This is a genomic window from Calothrix sp. CBUCES-K 9914 (genome assembly GCF_059640475.1).
Genome location: NZ_JBXXZH010000031.1, coordinates 21099 through 39223 on the forward strand (window position 1 = coordinate 21099; position 18125 = coordinate 39223).

At 39.2% G+C, this 18125-nt stretch carries 9 protein-coding genes; 3 read left to right on the plus strand and 6 right to left on the minus strand.

Translation table 11 applies throughout. From position 1 onward, the window contains the following. Positions 1 to 34: 34 nt before the first annotated feature. Both AC2JBO_RS09760 and AC2JBO_RS09765 read right to left on the minus strand, forming a co-directional pair. Positions 35 to 4522, minus strand: a complete 4488-nt coding sequence (locus tag AC2JBO_RS09760) for a tetratricopeptide repeat protein (RefSeq protein WP_496953447.1) — start codon at positions 4520 to 4522, stop codon at positions 35 to 37. Positions 4523 to 4816: 294 nt separating this feature from the next. Beyond that, positions 4817 to 5485 carry a hypothetical protein gene (locus tag AC2JBO_RS09765; protein WP_496953448.1) on the minus strand — a complete coding sequence of 223 codons (669 nt, stop codon included), beginning with the start codon at positions 5483 to 5485 and terminating at the stop codon, positions 4817 to 4819. Positions 5486 to 5769: 284 nt separating this feature from the next. On the opposite strand from AC2JBO_RS09765, the gene dnaX reads away from it, so the two are divergent. Then, positions 5770 to 8382 (plus strand): DNA polymerase III subunit gamma/tau, encoded by a 2613-nt coding sequence (dnaX, locus tag AC2JBO_RS09770; RefSeq protein ID WP_496953449.1) that lies wholly within the window; start codon positions 5770 to 5772, stop codon positions 8380 to 8382. A 29-nt stretch (positions 8383 to 8411) separates the two neighbouring features. Here dnaX and AC2JBO_RS09775 read toward each other — a convergent pair whose 3' ends face one another. Beyond that, positions 8412 to 9821: a glycosyltransferase family 2 protein gene (locus tag AC2JBO_RS09775; protein WP_496953450.1), complete on the minus strand. Its 1410-nt coding sequence runs from the start codon at positions 9819 to 9821 to the stop codon at positions 8412 to 8414. Between the two features lie 337 nt (positions 9822 to 10158). Between AC2JBO_RS09775 and ebsA the strand changes: the two genes are divergently transcribed. Both ebsA and AC2JBO_RS09785 read left to right on the plus strand, forming a co-directional pair. Further along, the gene (gene ebsA / locus AC2JBO_RS09780) at positions 10159 to 10539 is read left to right on the plus strand and encodes a type IV pilus biogenesis protein EbsA (protein WP_496953451.1); all 381 of its coding nucleotides are present in this window, start codon (positions 10159 to 10161) and stop codon (positions 10537 to 10539) included. A gap of 305 nt (positions 10540 to 10844) precedes the next feature. After that, complete coding sequence (locus AC2JBO_RS09785; protein ID WP_496953452.1) at positions 10845 to 11945, plus strand: phosphotransacetylase family protein; 1101 nt, start codon at positions 10845 to 10847, stop codon at positions 11943 to 11945. 107 nt (positions 11946 to 12052) lie between these two features. Here the strand turns inward: AC2JBO_RS09785 and AC2JBO_RS09790 are convergent, their stop codons facing one another. The 3 genes from AC2JBO_RS09790 to AC2JBO_RS09800 all read right to left on the minus strand — a co-directional run bounded on the left by AC2JBO_RS09790 (position 12053) and on the right by AC2JBO_RS09800 (position 18120). Beyond that, positions 12053 to 12223 (minus strand): hypothetical protein, encoded by a 171-nt coding sequence (locus AC2JBO_RS09790; protein WP_496953453.1) that lies wholly within the window; start codon positions 12221 to 12223, stop codon positions 12053 to 12055. 186 nt (positions 12224 to 12409) lie between these two features. Beyond that, entirely contained in the window at positions 12410 to 14992 is a 2583-nt protein-coding gene (locus tag AC2JBO_RS09795; protein ID WP_496953454.1) for a hybrid sensor histidine kinase/response regulator, read from the minus strand. Between the two features lie 41 nt (positions 14993 to 15033). Further along, a complete protein-coding gene (locus AC2JBO_RS09800; protein WP_496953455.1) occupies positions 15034 to 18120 on the minus strand; it encodes a GAF domain-containing protein in 3087 nt (1028 codons plus the stop codon). Between the last annotated feature and the right edge of the window lie 5 nt (positions 18121 to 18125).

Below are 18125 nucleotides of genomic sequence, written 5' to 3' on the forward strand. Positions count from 1 at the left end.
CTGCCCACCATACGATTAAGTGCCCACTCTACAATTAATCTAGATTACCACTAACTTTAAACGCTGCCCAATAGTAAGGATGGTTGTAAAGCTTTTGGTTGGCGCCAAAGTTGCTAAAACTGTGTAGTTGTTCGGCAATTGGCGCCTGTATTCTTATTCCTCCAAGAGGCGATTTTCGGAGTAAATCTTCGTACCATTTCTTTAACTCACCTACGGTTAATTCTTTCAGCCATGCGGTTGCTTCGTTTAATGCTGTAGCAGGAGATTTTCCTTGCTTTAGCTGATGGTAAAACTCAATCATGACTAAAGCATTAGCGTTTCTCTCAACCATCCATTGTGATGTTACTACATGGTTAACACCCGCTTTAAGTAACGTACTGACTATACCTACATATTCGGTATTGATTGTTTGTGCGATGATTGCTGTATCAGCACCCGAAAGCGTAATTAAAGAATAATTTGAGAGAATTCGCGAATTAATTTCTGACAATAAAATTTTATCTGCTTCGGCTAATAAAAATTCCGATTCTGTTGGATTGTTAGGTTGGTCAGTAATATAACCAACAAAATGCAGAATACGATGATTTTTTAATTCTTGTAATACTTCTTCTTTTGTGGCTTTTTCTGCCTGAATTCTTTTAAATTTATCGAATAAATTAGTTATTCCTTCTGTTTCTAATTTTACTGATTGTATTAAGGGATAATTGTTAGTAGTTGGTGCTTCAACAGTTAATAATGATTGTGTATCAAGAGGTTGCTTGGCTTGATTTTGCTGCGCTAGCCCCAATTCAGCATTACTCACATATGTGATTGTTTTTATGCTTGGTAGAGTAAATAGTGCATGAAGTGGGTATCTAAATAAATCGCGATGAGGTATTAATATTAATTTTGTAATACCTTCGAGTTCTTGCTCAATGGCGCCAATACTCAGAATATCACGAAGTTTGAGCAGCCGTGTTTCCATATCGTGCAGCCAAGAGCTTCCCTCAAAATCTTGAGCAGAACAATAGTATTGATATTGCTGTTCCCATTCGTTAGACCAGTTTTCAAATGCTGTTAAATTTTCAACTACTTCAGGTATGGGAATTTCGTTCATGTCACCAATATTCAACATTGGTGTAAATACAAGTATTGGTTCTGGGTGTTTGGCTTTGATGATAAAGCTACGTAAACCAGAAGGACTGATGTGCCAGTATACAATGGCTGTTGTTGAATTTACTAAGTTTTGAATCGAATTATAACTTGGAGAATAAAAGTTGTTAGTAAAACCAAATTGTAACCAATTCAAACAAGCATTTTTACCAAACTCGGCAAGCTCCAAAGCATGAACTAATTCACCACATTGGACGGCAATATCGACAGCAAGTTGTCCTAAACCTGCAAACTGTAATGCTAATACTTTTTTACTTTCATCCGAACGCTTTGAGTCGTTTAACGCATTTGATAATAACGATGTCGCATAAGTCTGAAATTGCTGCGCTTGATTAGTATCACCAAAACCTAATAAAACTTTGACAATATTTTGTGCAACTTCTAAGTGCAGTTCAAGAAATTGTTCTGGAGTAGCAGCTGATAATCCTTGATTATAAGCGTGAATAGCTTGCGACCAATCATCGGAAATGTAAGTGTAGCGCTTACCTCTATCATAGTAAGCATTTCCAAGGGCAAGGTGTAATTTACCCCAAACTTCAGGATAACTATCTTTGTTAAGATAATTAACAGCGACCGTGTAAGTTGCTAGCTTTCCATCATCACCACGCGCGTTTAAGATTGGATTTTGGTTTGCAAGTGTACTGTGCGAACTGAGATAATAATCGAACGAAGGAGATTTGCCAGTACTATTCGCCCGTGCGATCCAAGCTTCAGCACTGTCTGGTTGAATTTGAATTGCGAAGTCAAACGATAAAATCGCATCTTCGTATTTTTGCGCTTCAGCTAACAGTAAGCCTCGATTGTACCAAGCCGCGAATAAATTTGGTTCCCTATCAACCGTTTGGTCGTAACATGCAATTGCTTGAGAGCGTTCTCCAAGTTGTTCCCACGCAATCGCTTTGTTAAACCAAGCCAGGTATATATTCGGGTTAATGTCAAGAGCTTTGTCCCATGATGCGATAGCTTCACGCCATTCTCCTAGACTCGCTTGAAGTACGCCTCGGTCGATCCAAATTTCGTAAAATTCTGGATTTAGAGCTAAAGCATTATCGTAGGACTCAACGGCATCTTCATGTCGATTACATTTATCTAGTGCAACTCCACGGAGATACCAAAGTTCATACGAACCTGGTTGTGATTTCAGCGATTTTTGATACGAGAATACAGCCTCTTCCCATTGCTCTAATTGCGCCATTGCTAAACCGCGTTGATACCAGGCGCCTGGATGTTGGGGTTGAATTTCGATGGCTTCATCAAACGAACTAATTGCTTCAGAGTATTGTTTGTTTTGTGACAGTGCGACTCCGCGATAATACCAATTTTCCGCGTCCATTGGATCAAGTTGTGTGGCGCGGTCATAACAATCAATTGCTTGGGAGATTTGCCAGAGTTTTAGTAACGCTAATCCCTTGCCTGCCCACGCATCACTATATTCTAAGTTGATTTCGAGCGCTTTATCGAACGAAGCAATTGCTTCATTATATCTCGATAGTTCGCCTAAACAAGCACCTCGATTAAACCAAGCTTTATAGTGGTCGGGTTTTATCGCAATAGTATTTTCGTAACTAGTAATTGCTAGGGGTAGCTCTTTGAGATGAAACAGCGCTAGACCCCTATTAAACCAATATTCGTAAGCATCTGGCGCCAGATTTATCGCTTGGTCGTATGAAAAAACAGCCCCCGATAAATTAAGAGCTTTGGTTTGCGCGAGAGCTTGATAAAACCATGCTTGTGCTTCTAATTGTTTAGATGCTTGGTTCGGAATATCAACAAAAATTTGCGAGGTATTCGCTTGAGGCAGTATACCTGATGCTAACTGTTCAACTAAATTAGCGCTTTGTTGTAAACGTACCCAAAGTTCGTCAAGAGTTACCGCGACGGTAGAAGACATGTTGGGTAACGAATCATCTCGTAATGAATTATCCCATTGTGTTATGGGCACCAAATTTCTTTCAACAGGAATTATTGGCGAATCTAAATCTATTTCTGCTTCTATTACCTCGGACACAGGTAAGTTAGCTTCGTCCGTTAATTCAAGCTCTTGATGATTAGCTTGATGATTAGCTTGACGATTAGAACTATCATCATATAATGACTCGTTGAACGAATCATTAAAATTATTGGTGACTAATTCTTCCTGCTGTGTTGTTTGCGACGCTACATCCTGAGACAAAGCTTCAGGCGCCACAAATTCAATATAATTTTCATCTATAATTTGCACCCACTGCTCGCTAGTCAGCCCTTCACTTGTAATTTCAATTTTTTCAACAGGTACTGTAATATCCGTTTTCGAGTTCCAGAAATTCTCTGTCTCAGAAATTAGACTTTCTTCACTAGTATCTATTGATGCTAATATTTCGTTTGTTTCTATCGCTGCTTCGTTGTTAGCTAAACTTGATTCGTATATTACAGGTTCTACAGGCGCCGCTGGTTCTGACCACAATTCTTCACCGTACTCAAGCAGTAAATCTTCTCCTGGTGTATTCGCAAATTCTATATAGCTTATATTGTCTGTAATATTTGTATTTTCTATAATATCTTCAATATTACTTTCAGCATTATCTACAGTTGAGGTGTAATCATCAACTGATAATTTTATTTTATCTGGTTGTCTATTGTCCTGCGAGCTACCCCATAAATCTTCACCAAACTGACGTAGTAAATCCTGACCTGGAGTGTTAATAAAAACACTACCAGTATCTTCGTTTACCGAACTGATAGCAGTAGTATCAATTAAGTCAGAGTAATAAATTGAACTAGGTTGAGATTGAGGTTGCTCGAACTTTTGTAAATCTTCACTATATATATCTAGTAAATCCTGCCCAGATATTTCTGGCTGTAATTCTAAATCAATCTTAGAATTAACAAAATCTAAATCTTGAGATTCAGCATCTTCTAATGGAATTGCTGCTTCATAGTCAGGGTTTGGCACGATTATCTCAATGCTGCCTTCCGTTACTTCGTCGTCACGAATATCTTGCCATGAAACACCAGTGTTGCGGGCGAGCAGTCGCATCCCGATGTCGTGAGCTTTGGCGCCTACGACTCCAATTTGTAACTCTCCTAACTGTACGAGTCGAAACGCCAATTCTTCATTTGGCGCAGGGGAAGCAAGTAACCGCTCACCAAAAATTTGCAACCACTCTAACCAGCGTTGTTCAGTGATACGATTGGACATTCGTTCCAAGTATTTGATAGCCCAAGTTTGCCCGCGCGCTTGACACACACCTTCTAACAACTGGGTAAACAAATACTCCAAATCAGCATTTGTCAACATCGGTGGTGGTTGCACCACGGTATGTTGCGTTACCAGAGCAATAGAACGCTCTTTCCTTGTGCCAAACAGTTGTTTGAATAACTTCCTAAGCAATTTTACTAACCACCTGAGCATCTACCGTTATACTCTGGATGTCTCTTATTGATTGTAGCGATACTTATGAATTTGATAATCGCTAACTGTTCACTTAGTTACAAATGTTTGAAACAAAATGTCATCAAAATACATATTGCTCATAAGTGAAAACATTATGCTAAGAAACAAAAGATACAATACCACTCATTCTATTTATTCGCTATATTTTTGCTACCAAGAATTAATCAACTTAACTAGAATTTCTGTTTGCCTTGCCCCTTCCCATATTTCTTTTTTCATAGTACTATTGAACTAAGCTATTTCTTCGGTGTTAGCTTGTTCAGCTTGGAACTGTTCAACTAATGCGTTGATAATAACGTCTGGGTCGTCGCTTTCAACACCGACTTGTTGAGCTATCGAGGAACGTAAGTTCGCATCTTGGTGCATTAGCTCGTAGAGTTGGTCGAGGGTGATAGTTTGAAACTCCCCTTCTGGATTTTCTGGTTGTTGGAGTTGTGTAATTTCTGGCTCAGTTGTATTGGGTAAGCTTAATGCTGCGTCGGGTCCACTGTATTCCCAAATCGGTTCGGTCTGATTACGTGTTAGCAGCTGCATTCCGATATCATAAGCGATGTCGCCGACTTCACCAACTTCTAGCTCACCTAGTTGAACGAGTCGTGCTGCTAGCTCGTTATTCGGCGCCGATGATGCCAGCAGTTTATTGCCAAACCGATGTAGCCACTCTGTCCACCGCTCAGTAGAAACACGATGTTCGATGTTATGCAGCCATTTCAGTGCCCAAGCTTGTCCGCGCGCTTGGTTAACTCCTTCCAAAAGCTCGGTAAACAAGAATTCCAAATCTGTATCGTTGAGAGGGGGAGCGGGTTTCTTCTCAACATAAGCTGCATTGGACTTTGTTTTCTTGGCTCCAAATAAAGCTTTGAAGAAGTCCTTGAACCACTGAATGAGCCGTTTTAACATCTATATGCACCTCTTGGGCGTTGGTGTGTATCCGTTTATTGTAGCGACGAGGCTGCCTTTTAGTGGTGTATCAATTAAATAAAATCTACAGGATAAATTTTAGCTGTATCAACATGCTTTACTAGAATATTTAAATTTTATTTAAATTTTATGAATGTAGAAAAATGCTCACTTTTTTGGGATTTTGTGTCCGCCTGTGCTTAAAATATATATTTCCTAGATAGTCCCACCGTGGGCACTTGTGTAATTTATTCGCTTTATATAGCTGCAAACTACTAAGTATTATGTCTTACGAACCCCTACATCACAAGTACCGCCCCAAGACCTTCGCCGAGTTAGTGGGACAATCAGCTATAACAACGACGCTTACTAACGCCATCAATACGTCGAGAATTGCACCAGCGTATTTATTCACAGGCCCGCGCGGTACAGGTAAAACATCTTCCGCGCGTATTCTCGCCAAATCGTTAAATTGCCTAAATAGTCCGCAACCAACAGCAACACCGTGTGGAGTGTGTGACACTTGTCAGGGAATTAACAAAGGTTATACCGTCGATGTCATTGAAATAGACGCAGCAAGTAATACAGGTGTTGAGAACGTTCGCGACATCATTGAAAAAGCTCAGTTTGCCCCCGTACAGTGTCGATACAAGGTTTACGTCATCGACGAGTGCTTAACAGGAGATTCTCTAGTATTAACAAGCGAGGGATTAGTCAGAATAGATAATCCTGAAATAAAAGGTCATAATGTTCTAAGTTATAACGATTCCACGGGAAACTGGGAATACAAACAAGTTGTTCGTTGGTTCGACCAAGGCGAACGTCAAACCTTGGTTATCAAAACAACTAATCGTCAAATTCGATGCACAGGCAATCATTTAATTAGGACTGACCAAGGGTGGATACCAGCAAGAGACGTAAAAGAAGCAATGAAGATACTATCCCCTGCGAATGCGCTTGTGGCGCCTTCTACAGGTTTCGAGATAGTTAAGTCTATAAAATTAGGAAAACTTGAGCGCGTTTATGATATCGAGGTCGAAGACAATCATAATTTTGTTGCGAATGGACTAAGCGTCCATAACTGCCACATGCTCAGTACCCAGGCGTTCAATGCGCTACTAAAGACGCTAGAGGAACCACCTAAACATATAGTATTTGTACTTGCGACAACTGACCCACAAAGAGTATTGCCTACAATAATTTCGCGCTGCCAAAGGTTTGATTTCCGCAGGATTCCTTTGGACGACATGGTAGCGCATTTAACTCATATAGCTATAAAAGAAGATATAAATATTACAACCGAAGCATTGACTTTAGTGGCACAGTTGTCACAAGGTGGGTTGCGTGATGCGGAAAGTTTACTCGACCAGTTGAGTTTATTGCCTGAGCAGGTTAATCCTAATCACGTTTGGGATTTGGTCGGTACTGTCAGCGAACATGATTTGTATTGGTTGTTCAAAGCTATCGCTGCTGATGATGCGGAAGCTTTGATTGATAATACACGCAAAATTTTGGACAGAGGACGCGAGCCGTTAACTATTTTACAGAACTTAGCTGGTTTTTACCGAGATTTACTGATTGCCAAAACTGCTTCTAGTCGTGGTGATTTGGTTGCCTGCACGGCTGAAACTTGGCAAGCTTTAGTTGAAGTGGTTAATTTTATTGATATTCATGGCATTTTAGCGGGACAACAGCATTTGCGAACCGCTGAAGTTCAACTGAAAAATACTACTCAACCCCGTTTGTGGTTAGAAGTGACGCTACTTGGTTTACTGCCTTCTGCACAACAGCAAGTTGCACCGAGTACTTCAACGGTGCCAGTATTTAACGCTCAAAATAAAAATAATAATTTAGCAACTAACGGTAAGGTGCCAACACAACCTGCAACAAACCATCAGCCACCTGCTAATAATCATCAACCTGCAACAAACCATCAGCCACCTGCTAATAATCATCAACCTACAACAAACCATCAGGCGCCTGCTAATAATCATCAACAGAGTGCAAATTATCAGGCGCCTGCTAATAATCATCAACCTACAACAAATCATCAGGCGCCAGCAGAGGATAACCAGCAAAACGACTTAACTCAAACATGGCAGCAGGTTCTATCCCATCTTGAACCTGTTTCAAGACGCGAATTATTGCGTCAGATGTGTAATGTCCTTGAAATTCGTCCCGATCTTGCCCGACTCAGTGTTAGACAAGCTTGGCATAAACGAGTTCAAGAAGACTTGCCAATTATTCGACGAGCTTTTAAAGCGACTTTTAATCGTGAAATTACTGTACATCTAGAAATTCTCTCTTCTGGTTCACATCGCTCTAAAGAAGAAAGTGCTACTTACACGACCGAACAACCTCCCCCCACTAAATTAACTGAATCTCATAAAGTTGAATCTACACAGCCTAAATCTTCTCAAGCTAACGGAGCTAATGGAGCTAATGTTCATTTAGCTAGTAATAAGGTATCTTCTACAGAAAACAATACAACACACTTAAATCAAGACTCACAAAATAATATTACCCAAAATAATATTACCCAAAATAATTTAGCCCAGAACGGTTCGTATGATGTGAAGGCGCCATCGAATCATAAATATACTCAAACAACTCAGACAAACGCAGTACAACCGCAGTTTGCTTTAGAGGCAGTAAACAACAGTAATGTATCTAATTTGAATGAGGAGGCGCATCAAACAGAAGAAGATTCACAAGACGTTCAAATCCAACCTGTTGTAGTATCAAGTGCAGACGTTGAGAAAGTTTGGTATGCAGCCGAACGTTTAGCACAATTTTTTGATGGACAAGTAATTGGTTACAACGAAGATGCAGCAGATTTTGCTGACTCTGCTGCATCGTCTGATTTAATAGACGTGGTTGAAAATGATGATGATTAACGAAAAAAGCGCACGCTCGTAGTTTTAAATTAACTACTTGCTTTGCCTTGGTGTACTGTTTTTACCCACTTCAACCTTTTGGGTCGTACAGACATACGCGCCGTAGCACTGCTAATTACGATTAACCAGTGGAGCATGTATATGGTGCCGCGAAGGGTTTGAAGCAAGATTAACAAATACGCTGAGACTCTAAATTTTTTATCTTTACGTATTCGCGATAATCCAACGAACATTCCTGTCATCGACATGCTAACCGCAATGCCCGTAACTGGAGCTAGCATCGGTGGACGATGGCGAATTAATGCCATTAATAAGTCTGGTACTGCTGCTGTTGGCACAATATACTGTGTCAACAAAAATACCAGCATATCCAGCGTTTTGCGGGCGCCAAGGCGATTCCGTAAAAGTAAATCCCAATAATCTAGATACCTTTGGTATCCACCTTCTGCCCATCGATTACGTTGATGCCAAAGTGCTAGTGCATTTGTGACACCCTCTTCTTTTACCGGCGGGTCAAATATACACTCAATATCCCATTTGTCAAGATGTAATCGTAAAGTTAAATCTAAATCGTCAGTGATAGTTTCTTCATTCCAACCACCACAACGGTTTAAAGCTTGACGACGAACAAATTGACCGTTCCCTCGCAGTTCGCCTATCCCACCAATCGCATTTCGATGCGACTGTAAGAATGTATCAAGCGCCATTTCGGCAGCTTGTCCAGTAGTCCAAAAGTTCTCTTTGGCGTTAGCTATTGTTTTTCTTACTTGTATGGCACCAACTTGTTTACGTTGAAACATGGGTACTATATCCACAAGTAAATCGGGGCCGACTTGAGCATCGGCATCGAAAACAGCGATAATTTCACCCTTAGTAAGTGGTAAAACTTCGTTAAGGGCGCCGGATTTTCCACCAGTTGCATCAGGGGAACGTCGCAAAACTTTTAAATTACTGTATTCTTTTGCGACTTGAGATAGAACGAGTGAGGTATTATCACTGCTATTATCGTCAACAATCCAAACTTCGTAATTATCTTGAGGATATTTCAAGCTACAAAGATTTTTGGCGAGGTTGCCAATAACAGCTTCTTCATTTTTTGCTGCTACTAATAACGACACAAAGGGCAACTCTCCCTCAATAACTTCTGTGTCCTGTCGGGGTCGGGCGAAAACTACTACAAGAGCATGAAGCCCTACGATGGTAGATAATCCCAACACTAACAATGAACCCCAAGAAATTAAATGCAGGGCAATAGTGCTACTCCAAACTATAGATAGGACTATAGCGGCTTTGCGTCTTCGATTTTGAAATCGAGATGGAAGGGACAGGGTATTGTTTGCCTCTTCCACAGAATCCTCGTCTCCTGATAACTCAGATAACAAGGTCAGCGGGTCAAACTCGCTGTTAAAATTGTTTTCGGGCCAGGAATTCGCTGGCATAGGTCACTTGATTCAACCACCAGTACTTTTCTACACTTCTGATCGAAGCGAAGGAATTAACAGCAGACAATACAATCCTTCTAAATATCTCTAACAAGAGAAATATATTAAGGTTGCCTTCACCGTGTATAATACGGTGATTTTGGGTGCCGTTGCCTACAACTTCAGTAAAAGCAAGTGCAGCCTTATTGTACCTGAGATTTTCACATTTCTTTGCAATTGGTACAATTCATAATTCCTGGTTGGACTCTACATGTGAGTAACGCGCGTGTTTTTGGGAACACTAAGACTAGCTAAAACCACAACGAGTTACTCACTATCAGAGGAAGATTAAGTTATGGCTATTGATAAACTTCAGGCTGCTACACAGCAGCAAGCCAGCGTCTACTTGCCTTACATTCAGGGAACCAAACGTAATTTTTTACCTTATGCAATTAGTCTCTACCAAAAAGGAAGCTTGGAAGGAGAGCGCAAAATAGAGGGTGGTGAAGGCGTTCCTTTTGTGGCAACTTGGAATGTTGCTAGCATACCTTCGGACTTAACGCGGTGTCGGATGCAGTTTAATGGCAATGCGGAACTCAACTACGAAGTGATGACAGTTAGTTTTGAGTTCATTAGTTATTTAATTGAATTATTGGAAAGTTACAAACGTAATCGTTCAACTGATTTCTCCCAGTCTTTCTACCGTAAATTACTTCGCATTGATGAATCTAATTGAAGAAACCTGCTTTCTTTGATGGCAGCGCGGTTACAACGCTTACGACCACGCTTGCAGGCGATAACAACCTTAAAGTTGTAGTTCGACCTAAAATTAATATGCACCTACTTCGACAAAGGCGCGACTTAATGCACTTAAAGTATTATTTGTCAAGCTTCCTAGTAATCTTTGTCGTTCATTGGGTGCATTACAACTGATGAGTGATTTTTAGAGGACTAAGTAGCTGGGGAAGGCGCCCAGATACGCTATTATTATCCTCTCTATTAACCGCGCTGCCGTTATCGGAATTACATTAGGAGTGCCGAATGCCGAAATCCCCTAAATACTTGCTAGTCGGCTCGACTGAAGCTTACAGCGGTAAATCAACAACAGTTTTAGGATTATCTCACCAGCTAGTTCAAAGAGGACTTGATATTGCTTACGGTAAACCTTTGGGCACCTGTTTGAGTGAATCAGAAGGTAGTTTGGTGGAGGAAGACGTTGAGTTCATTGCCTCTAGTTTAAGTCTACCTGTCAACCGTTTGGCGCCAACCTTACTCGCTTTAGACGAGTTGGCTGTACAAAAACGTCTGCGTGGAGAAGATAAATTAAATTATAAACAGTCCTTCGTCGAGCAGTATTCTCAATTGCAGGTGGGGGACTTGGTACTGCTCGAAGCAGCCGGTAACTTGGACGAAGGTTGTTTATTCGATATGTCTTTGCTTTCTATGGCAGAAGCAGTTGATGCAAAAGTACTATTAGTATGTCGCTACAGTTCACTGCTTTTAGTTGAGTCGCTAATGAGTGCCAAACAGCGGCTTGGTAGTCGTTTGCTTGGTATTGTAATCAATGATATTCCAGGCACTTTGTTTGAAGAAGTCGATACAACGATTCGTCCATACTTAGAAGCAATTTCAATTCCTGTGTTAGGTCTTTTACCTAGAAATAATTTGCTACGTAGCGTCAGCGTTAAAGAACTTGCGACTCAACTTAAAGCTGAAGTTTTATGTGTAAACGACCACCGTTTAGATTTCATCATGGTGGAAAGTTTAGCGATTGGCGCCATGAACGTTAATTCAGCGGTAAGGTATTTCCGTAAACGTAGTAATATGGCTGTTGTTACAGGAGGAGATAGAGTAGAAATTCAACAAGCGGCGTTAGAAACATCAACGCAATGTCTGATTTTGACGGGACAACTACCACCCCCAAACTTTATTCTGAATCGCGCGGAAGAACTTGAAATACCGATTCTATCAGTAGACTTAGATACTTTAACAACTGTGGAAATAGTTGATAAGGCTTTCGGGCAAGTGCGCGTTCACGAACCAATCAAAGTTAACTGTATTCGCGAGTTAATGCTTCAATATTTCGATGCTGACCGCTTGCTGTCATCGCTCGGTTTGGCACCAGCAGCTGCATTACCATAAATTGGCAACGGATGCAACGGATGTAACGGATGATTTATAAGTTACAAATAAATCTATTTATTTAAGATCAACTATCCGTTACATCTGTTCATCATCCGTTGCCATTGTTATTGTGTTTCGAGGTTAAAATTTAGAGAATAATAAATTGATTGACTGCTTGATTGTTCTGGAGCAGGACATAAACGCTCGCTTGCCATTATGTGTATTGATTTCGGAATCACTACGTGTAAAGCAACAGCAAGTATCAAAATCATTCCGAGTCTGTAATTAATATCCATCACACCACCTGACGATTCGTATCGTTATATCGAAGCTGGGTTTACCCAGCTTATAAATTTTATCGAACTACATAAACTTTTTCTATAGACTTAGCATAAGAACTAACATGACTAAAGTCATGTTTTTTAGTTGATAATAAATTATACACAGCTTACACAAACAACCCGGATGTTTTTATTTCTTATTTAATCGCTTAATAATGTAAGTAATTCATACTCGTTGTAAGGTTTAGACAGATATGCTTTTGCTCCAAGTTGAAAAGCGAGATTACGATACCTATCCCCCGTGTGGGATGTTAACATAATAATAGGTATATGTTTAAATGCAGGCTGTGCTTTGACTCGCGCTAAAAAGCCAAGTCCGTCCAATCGTGGCATATCAATGTCACAAATTATAGCTTTAATTAATACCTCAGTTTGTAGTTTTTCAATGCCGTTTAAACCGTCGAAAGCTTCTTCTACCTGATAACCTGCTTTTTCCAATACGTGTACGAGTAAATTACGAACATTCGTTGAGTCATCTATTACTAAAATTGTCTTTGTTTCAGTTTTTTTATTTATATTTTCTGGATTTATATTTTCTGGATTTACATTTTCTAAATTTATACTTTTTTCGCTTTGCAGTGGTAATTGACTCGTTATCAACTCATCCAAATTAATAATGGGAACAATTTTACCATTCCCAATAATTGTACAGTTGCCGAACCCTACTGGTAAAGGAATGTTACCTTCTACTTGACGAATTGTGGTTTCTTGTTTTCCGCAACAACGGTCTACTTGAATGGCTATAATCTCGTTATCATAATCTATTATTAATATGGTCGGCGCCTCTAAAGTAGAAGTTTTTGCCAAAAAAGCTTGTTGAGCATCCGGATGATTAAAATGTAAAAGATTATTCAAACGAATCAATGGTATGTTTTGATTATGGTAAGGTAGAAATTCTTTATCTGCTATACAAAATATCTGGTTTTCTTTAAGAACTAATACTTCACGAATACTGGAACTTGAAAATGCGAATAACATCGAATTAGATTCGATAAACATCACCTCAAATATCAATATATTAAAGGGTATGGAGAGAGTAAATTCTGTGCCTTTTCCTGGTTGTGTTGAAACTGTTACATCTCCTCCAATTTGATTGATGTTATTACGTACAACATCCATACCAACACCTCTACCTGAAAGTGCGGTTACTTGCTCACGGGTACTAAACCCTGGTTCAAAGATGAGCGGTATTAATTCATCATCAGTTGCTTGCTGTAGCAGTGTCGCATCAAATCCGATTTCAAACGCGCGCTTTTTAACTTTATCGACGGAGATACCACATCCATCGTCACTAACTAAAATCACGATATGATTTTGACTAGCTGTAGCAGTAATTTTAATTAGACCTTGTTCGGGTTTCCCTAAGTCACGTCGAGTTTGTGTATCCTCTATTCCGTGGTCAAAAGCATTGCGTAATATATGTAGTAGAGGTTCTTGTATCGCATCTAAGATACTGCGTTCGACAATAATTTCTGCACCCGTTGTTTTCAGTTCAACTGGTTTGTTGTATTCAACACTCAAATCGTACAACGCGCGCGCAAAGGGTTCGAGAATATCAGCGAGTGGACGCATTAGTATTTGCGCGAGGGAATTCTCCAAATTTTGCGCTGTTCTATTAAGTGCGGAGTTTGTATGCTCTGAGTCGGTAAGCTTAAAACTGATATCGTTGATTACTTCTTGAAGTTTTGTAATATTTGCTTGCAGTGGTTTGAAGTGTATTTTACTAATTTGACTTGAGGAAGATACTTGACGATACTCCTTTTCAAGACTATTTGCACAATTTTTCAGGTGGCTAAATAATTGACTCAAATTTTCAAGCTTGAGTTTAAGACTTTGACGTTGGATTGTTAGTTCGCTTGATAAGTCGTTAATAGCTTCAAGTTGTTTTGCTCCAACACGAGTTCCTGTAGGAGGAGTTGCGGTAGTTGCTCTAGCTGGAGTCGGAGTAGTTTGTTGTGTAAGGGTAATGCTGGATGGTATTGAGTTAAGTTGATTTTGAAGGACTAATACTTGAGATTGGCGCCAGTTATGTAGTGCCAATTGACTAATTTCGATTACTTCGTCGTCCGTTTTTGCAGTGGATATACAGTTAATAACCGACTCACATAAACAGGTAAATGTTTCGATTTGTAACATGTATCCCAAACCACCTAATTCCCCTGCCATTAAGACTAGTTCTTCTCGTAGAGAGTCAGGGTCTTTTTCGTGTAAAAGTGATTCGAGTTGCTGTAAATAGTCTTCTACTTGAGTTTGGAAGATTAAGGGAATAATTTCCTGTGGGTTTTCCTCGGTTGCGAGAATAGTCGCTGCATTTTCTTGGGGAGCATCACCGAATAATTCGTGCAGTTTCTCAAAATGCGCGCGCACATGCTCGATTAATAAGTGATTATTATTATCACTCTGTTTATAGGAATATATTATTTGACGCAAAGAGTCTACACTTGCAAGTAAGACAGGTTTTACAGTATCAATATCTAGCTGCTGTTTTTTTATTTTTAAAACTTTAAAAACTTCTTCGAGTTGATGTGCGAACTGACTCAAGCTATCAAAGTTCATCATCGCTGCTCCCCCTTTAATCGAGTGAGCCGCGCGCATCGCGTTATTGATATTATGGATACTGATATTAATCTGGGATTCTAACAGTACAGATTCAATTGTACTAAGATGTGTGTTAGCTTCTTCGAGAAAATGAAGTTTGATTGCTTGTTCTTTATCACTCTCCATTGTTTTCTCCTTTCATCGTATTAAGGACTTTAGTCCTTAACTTAAACTTTATACATTTCAACATTAGATTTCATTTGTTCAATAATTGCCATTATTTCATTTTGACAATCTACAAGCTGGGAATATTCGCTCGCTGTATCTAATTCTTTACTTACATTTTTTAACACAGTAGCAACTTGTTTCGATGCCTGAATTTGCAATGCTGTGGTGCCATAAATCAAATTCACTGCGTTGTCAATATCACCAAGTAAGTCAGTAAGATTATTTAAAGTAGCTTTTATTGAGGTTAACGAAAGGGTATCTTGACTGACTTGCTGACTTTCCAATTCCATCGTCGTAATAATTTCTGTAGTTTCCGACTGAATGCGATTAGTTATCGAAGATATTTGATTTGCTGCGGCAATACATTTAGTTGCTAATGCAGCAACTTCTTCCGCAACAAGACTAAATCCTTTATCTTCAAACGCATGTGCAGCTTCAATACCAGCATTAATCGCTAATAAATTGGTTTGTGTAACGATTTGGTGGATTAACATGGCAATTTTAGCGATTTCATTTGAATCTTCTTCTAAATGCTTAATTTTACTCGTTCTGATATCAATTGCGGTTTCTAACGTCGTGAAATTCTCAATTACTGTATTGATTATCGAGTTAGTATCTACTGCTGCAATTTTAGCGTTGTTTGCAGCTAGTGCAGCTTGACGCGCGCTTTTGGCAACAGTTTTAATTGCGTTTCGAGTTTCGGTAGCTGTCGTGAGCGCGTTATTTATTTGTTCTGCTTGGTTATGTTTGATGTCAGTTAAGTGGTGTATGACTGTGGAATTTTTGGTTAATACATCTTCTAATTGAGTCGCTGCAACATGAATTTGTGTAACATTTTGCTGACGCTGTTCTGAAAATAAATTTTCAGCACTGACTCGTGCTTGCTCTGTAACTGTTAACAAGTTTGCCCTTTCCAACGCTAAACCAACCAAACGCGCGAACTGCTCGAATAAATCAATCTCTGACTGCTGCCAGTTGCGCGGGTGTGAACATTGATGTGCAATTAGTAAACCTAGTAGATTGTCTCCTACAATAATTGGCGCCACTAAATTAGCTTTGACACCAAAAGTTTCTAACTGTTGTAAGTAACAATCGCTTAATCCCGCTTGATAGATATTATTTGTCGCTTGAATTCGACCTTTTCTATATTGATCTATATAGTTTTCTAAACATGGTTCTACCAGCTTGACATTCATCGCACAAGGAAAACCTGCAACTACCGACTCAGCAAGAAAAACTCCCTGCCAGTTTTCATCAAATTTATAAATTACAACGCGGTCTGCTTTGAGTGCTTGCCGAATACTCAGTACCGCTAGATTATATATTTCCAGGGTTTTCCACGAACTCGATAAAAGCACCGCTAGATTTTTGAGAGACTGGGAATCTTCGAGCAAGCGTATTCTTTCCAAGCTCAACCCAAATTGTAGCGCTAGCTGTTGAATAAAATTTACTTCCTGCGGTTGCCAAAGATGCTGTGTACTACAGTGATGGATAATCAAACAACCAAAAAATACGTTGTCTTTAAGTATAGGTACGCTTATTTTTGATTTCACCTGCAACTGTTCTAATAAGTACTTTTGCTCAACCTCAAAATTAGCTTCGCGAATATCGTTAATAGCTAGAACTTGATTATTTCTAAGAGTCTCTATTGGTTCTAGTTCGACATACTGGTTTGTAATAATTTTATCTGATAAACCAAGCAATCCCGGCATAACGAATTCAGCCAGCACTTCATTATCAGCTTGTACGTAGCGATATATCACCACCCGGTCAGCATTGAAAACCTGTCTAAGTTTAGCAACAGTTGTAGAAAGTAGAGTTTCTGTATTATGTGGTACGCGAGTAGAAATTAATATGTTGGTAAATAACCGTAGTTGCTCGGTTTCCTGCTTTTGCTGTTGGAGTAATTCTTCTAGTTTAGAAGCCATTTCATTTATATTAAGCCCTAAACTCGTCAACTCATCCCTTCCCTGTAACGGAATTCTTGTTTGGAGATTACCACGTCCCAGTTTTTTTAATGCATGATTAGCACTAATGATTCTCAAAATCATTCGATGAGCTAAAATTGCCGCAATACCTCCAGTTATTAGAGTTGTGGCAATTGTTGCAAGACCTAGTTTCCAGAGTAATTGAGAAACAGGAGCTTCTTCGACTGCTTTATCTGTCGTCAAAACCGTTTTCCATTGTAAATCACTAAGTGGTGCTTCTGGTTGCCAGGGAGCGTAGGTCAGCAGTACTTCTCTTCCATTTCGACGCACGTCTATATTGGTGACAGTTTGGTTTTGATTGGAATTCTGGATTTGTGTCCATTCTGGGAATTGTCGGGCATTTTTACCTAAATAGCTTTCATCGTTAGACAAAAATATTTTTCCTGAAGCGTCAGTAATATAGTAATTTCCTTTAGTAGTATCCTTGATGATATTTTTAATTATATTATGAAAATAGTTAACAGGTATAGAGTTGCGAATTACATAAACTGTCTCACCCGTCCTAGCATCTTTTACAGGCACCGCTAATATGAGGTAATCTTGATTATCAGTATCGGTTATAGGTTGACTAACAAAAGGTTTATTGGTTTTTAAAACGGTTTCAAAATATTCTTCTTGTTTCTGGTTCTCAATTAATTTGTTTTGAGAATTTGTAACGATATTGCCATTCAAATCAATGATATATAATTGATTATTTGAATTTGCTAAATTTTGGTCTTGCCATCTCTTAAGTATTTGTTGCTGCTCTAGAAACCGACGATTATCGAGTAAATATGGATTTGGTAAATACTGAATTTCTTGTAAATGTTTTTTTAAAGAGTTTTTCAGATTTCTTGTAATTTGCTTTGCTTGATTAGTGTGTGCTGTTTCAATATCTTGCCGACGTGACTGACTAACAAATGAATACGAAATGGCACCTATAACTAACACTGGTAATGTACTAATCGAGACAGCAAACAAAACAGCTTTCGAGCGTAATCCAATTTTGTTAAAAAAATGTTTTGCTGATTGAGAGTTAGATAAAGCTATAGAATTAACATCTTGCGTATCATTATCATGATTTAAGTTACTACTGGCACTATTAACTTTATCTAGCATTTATT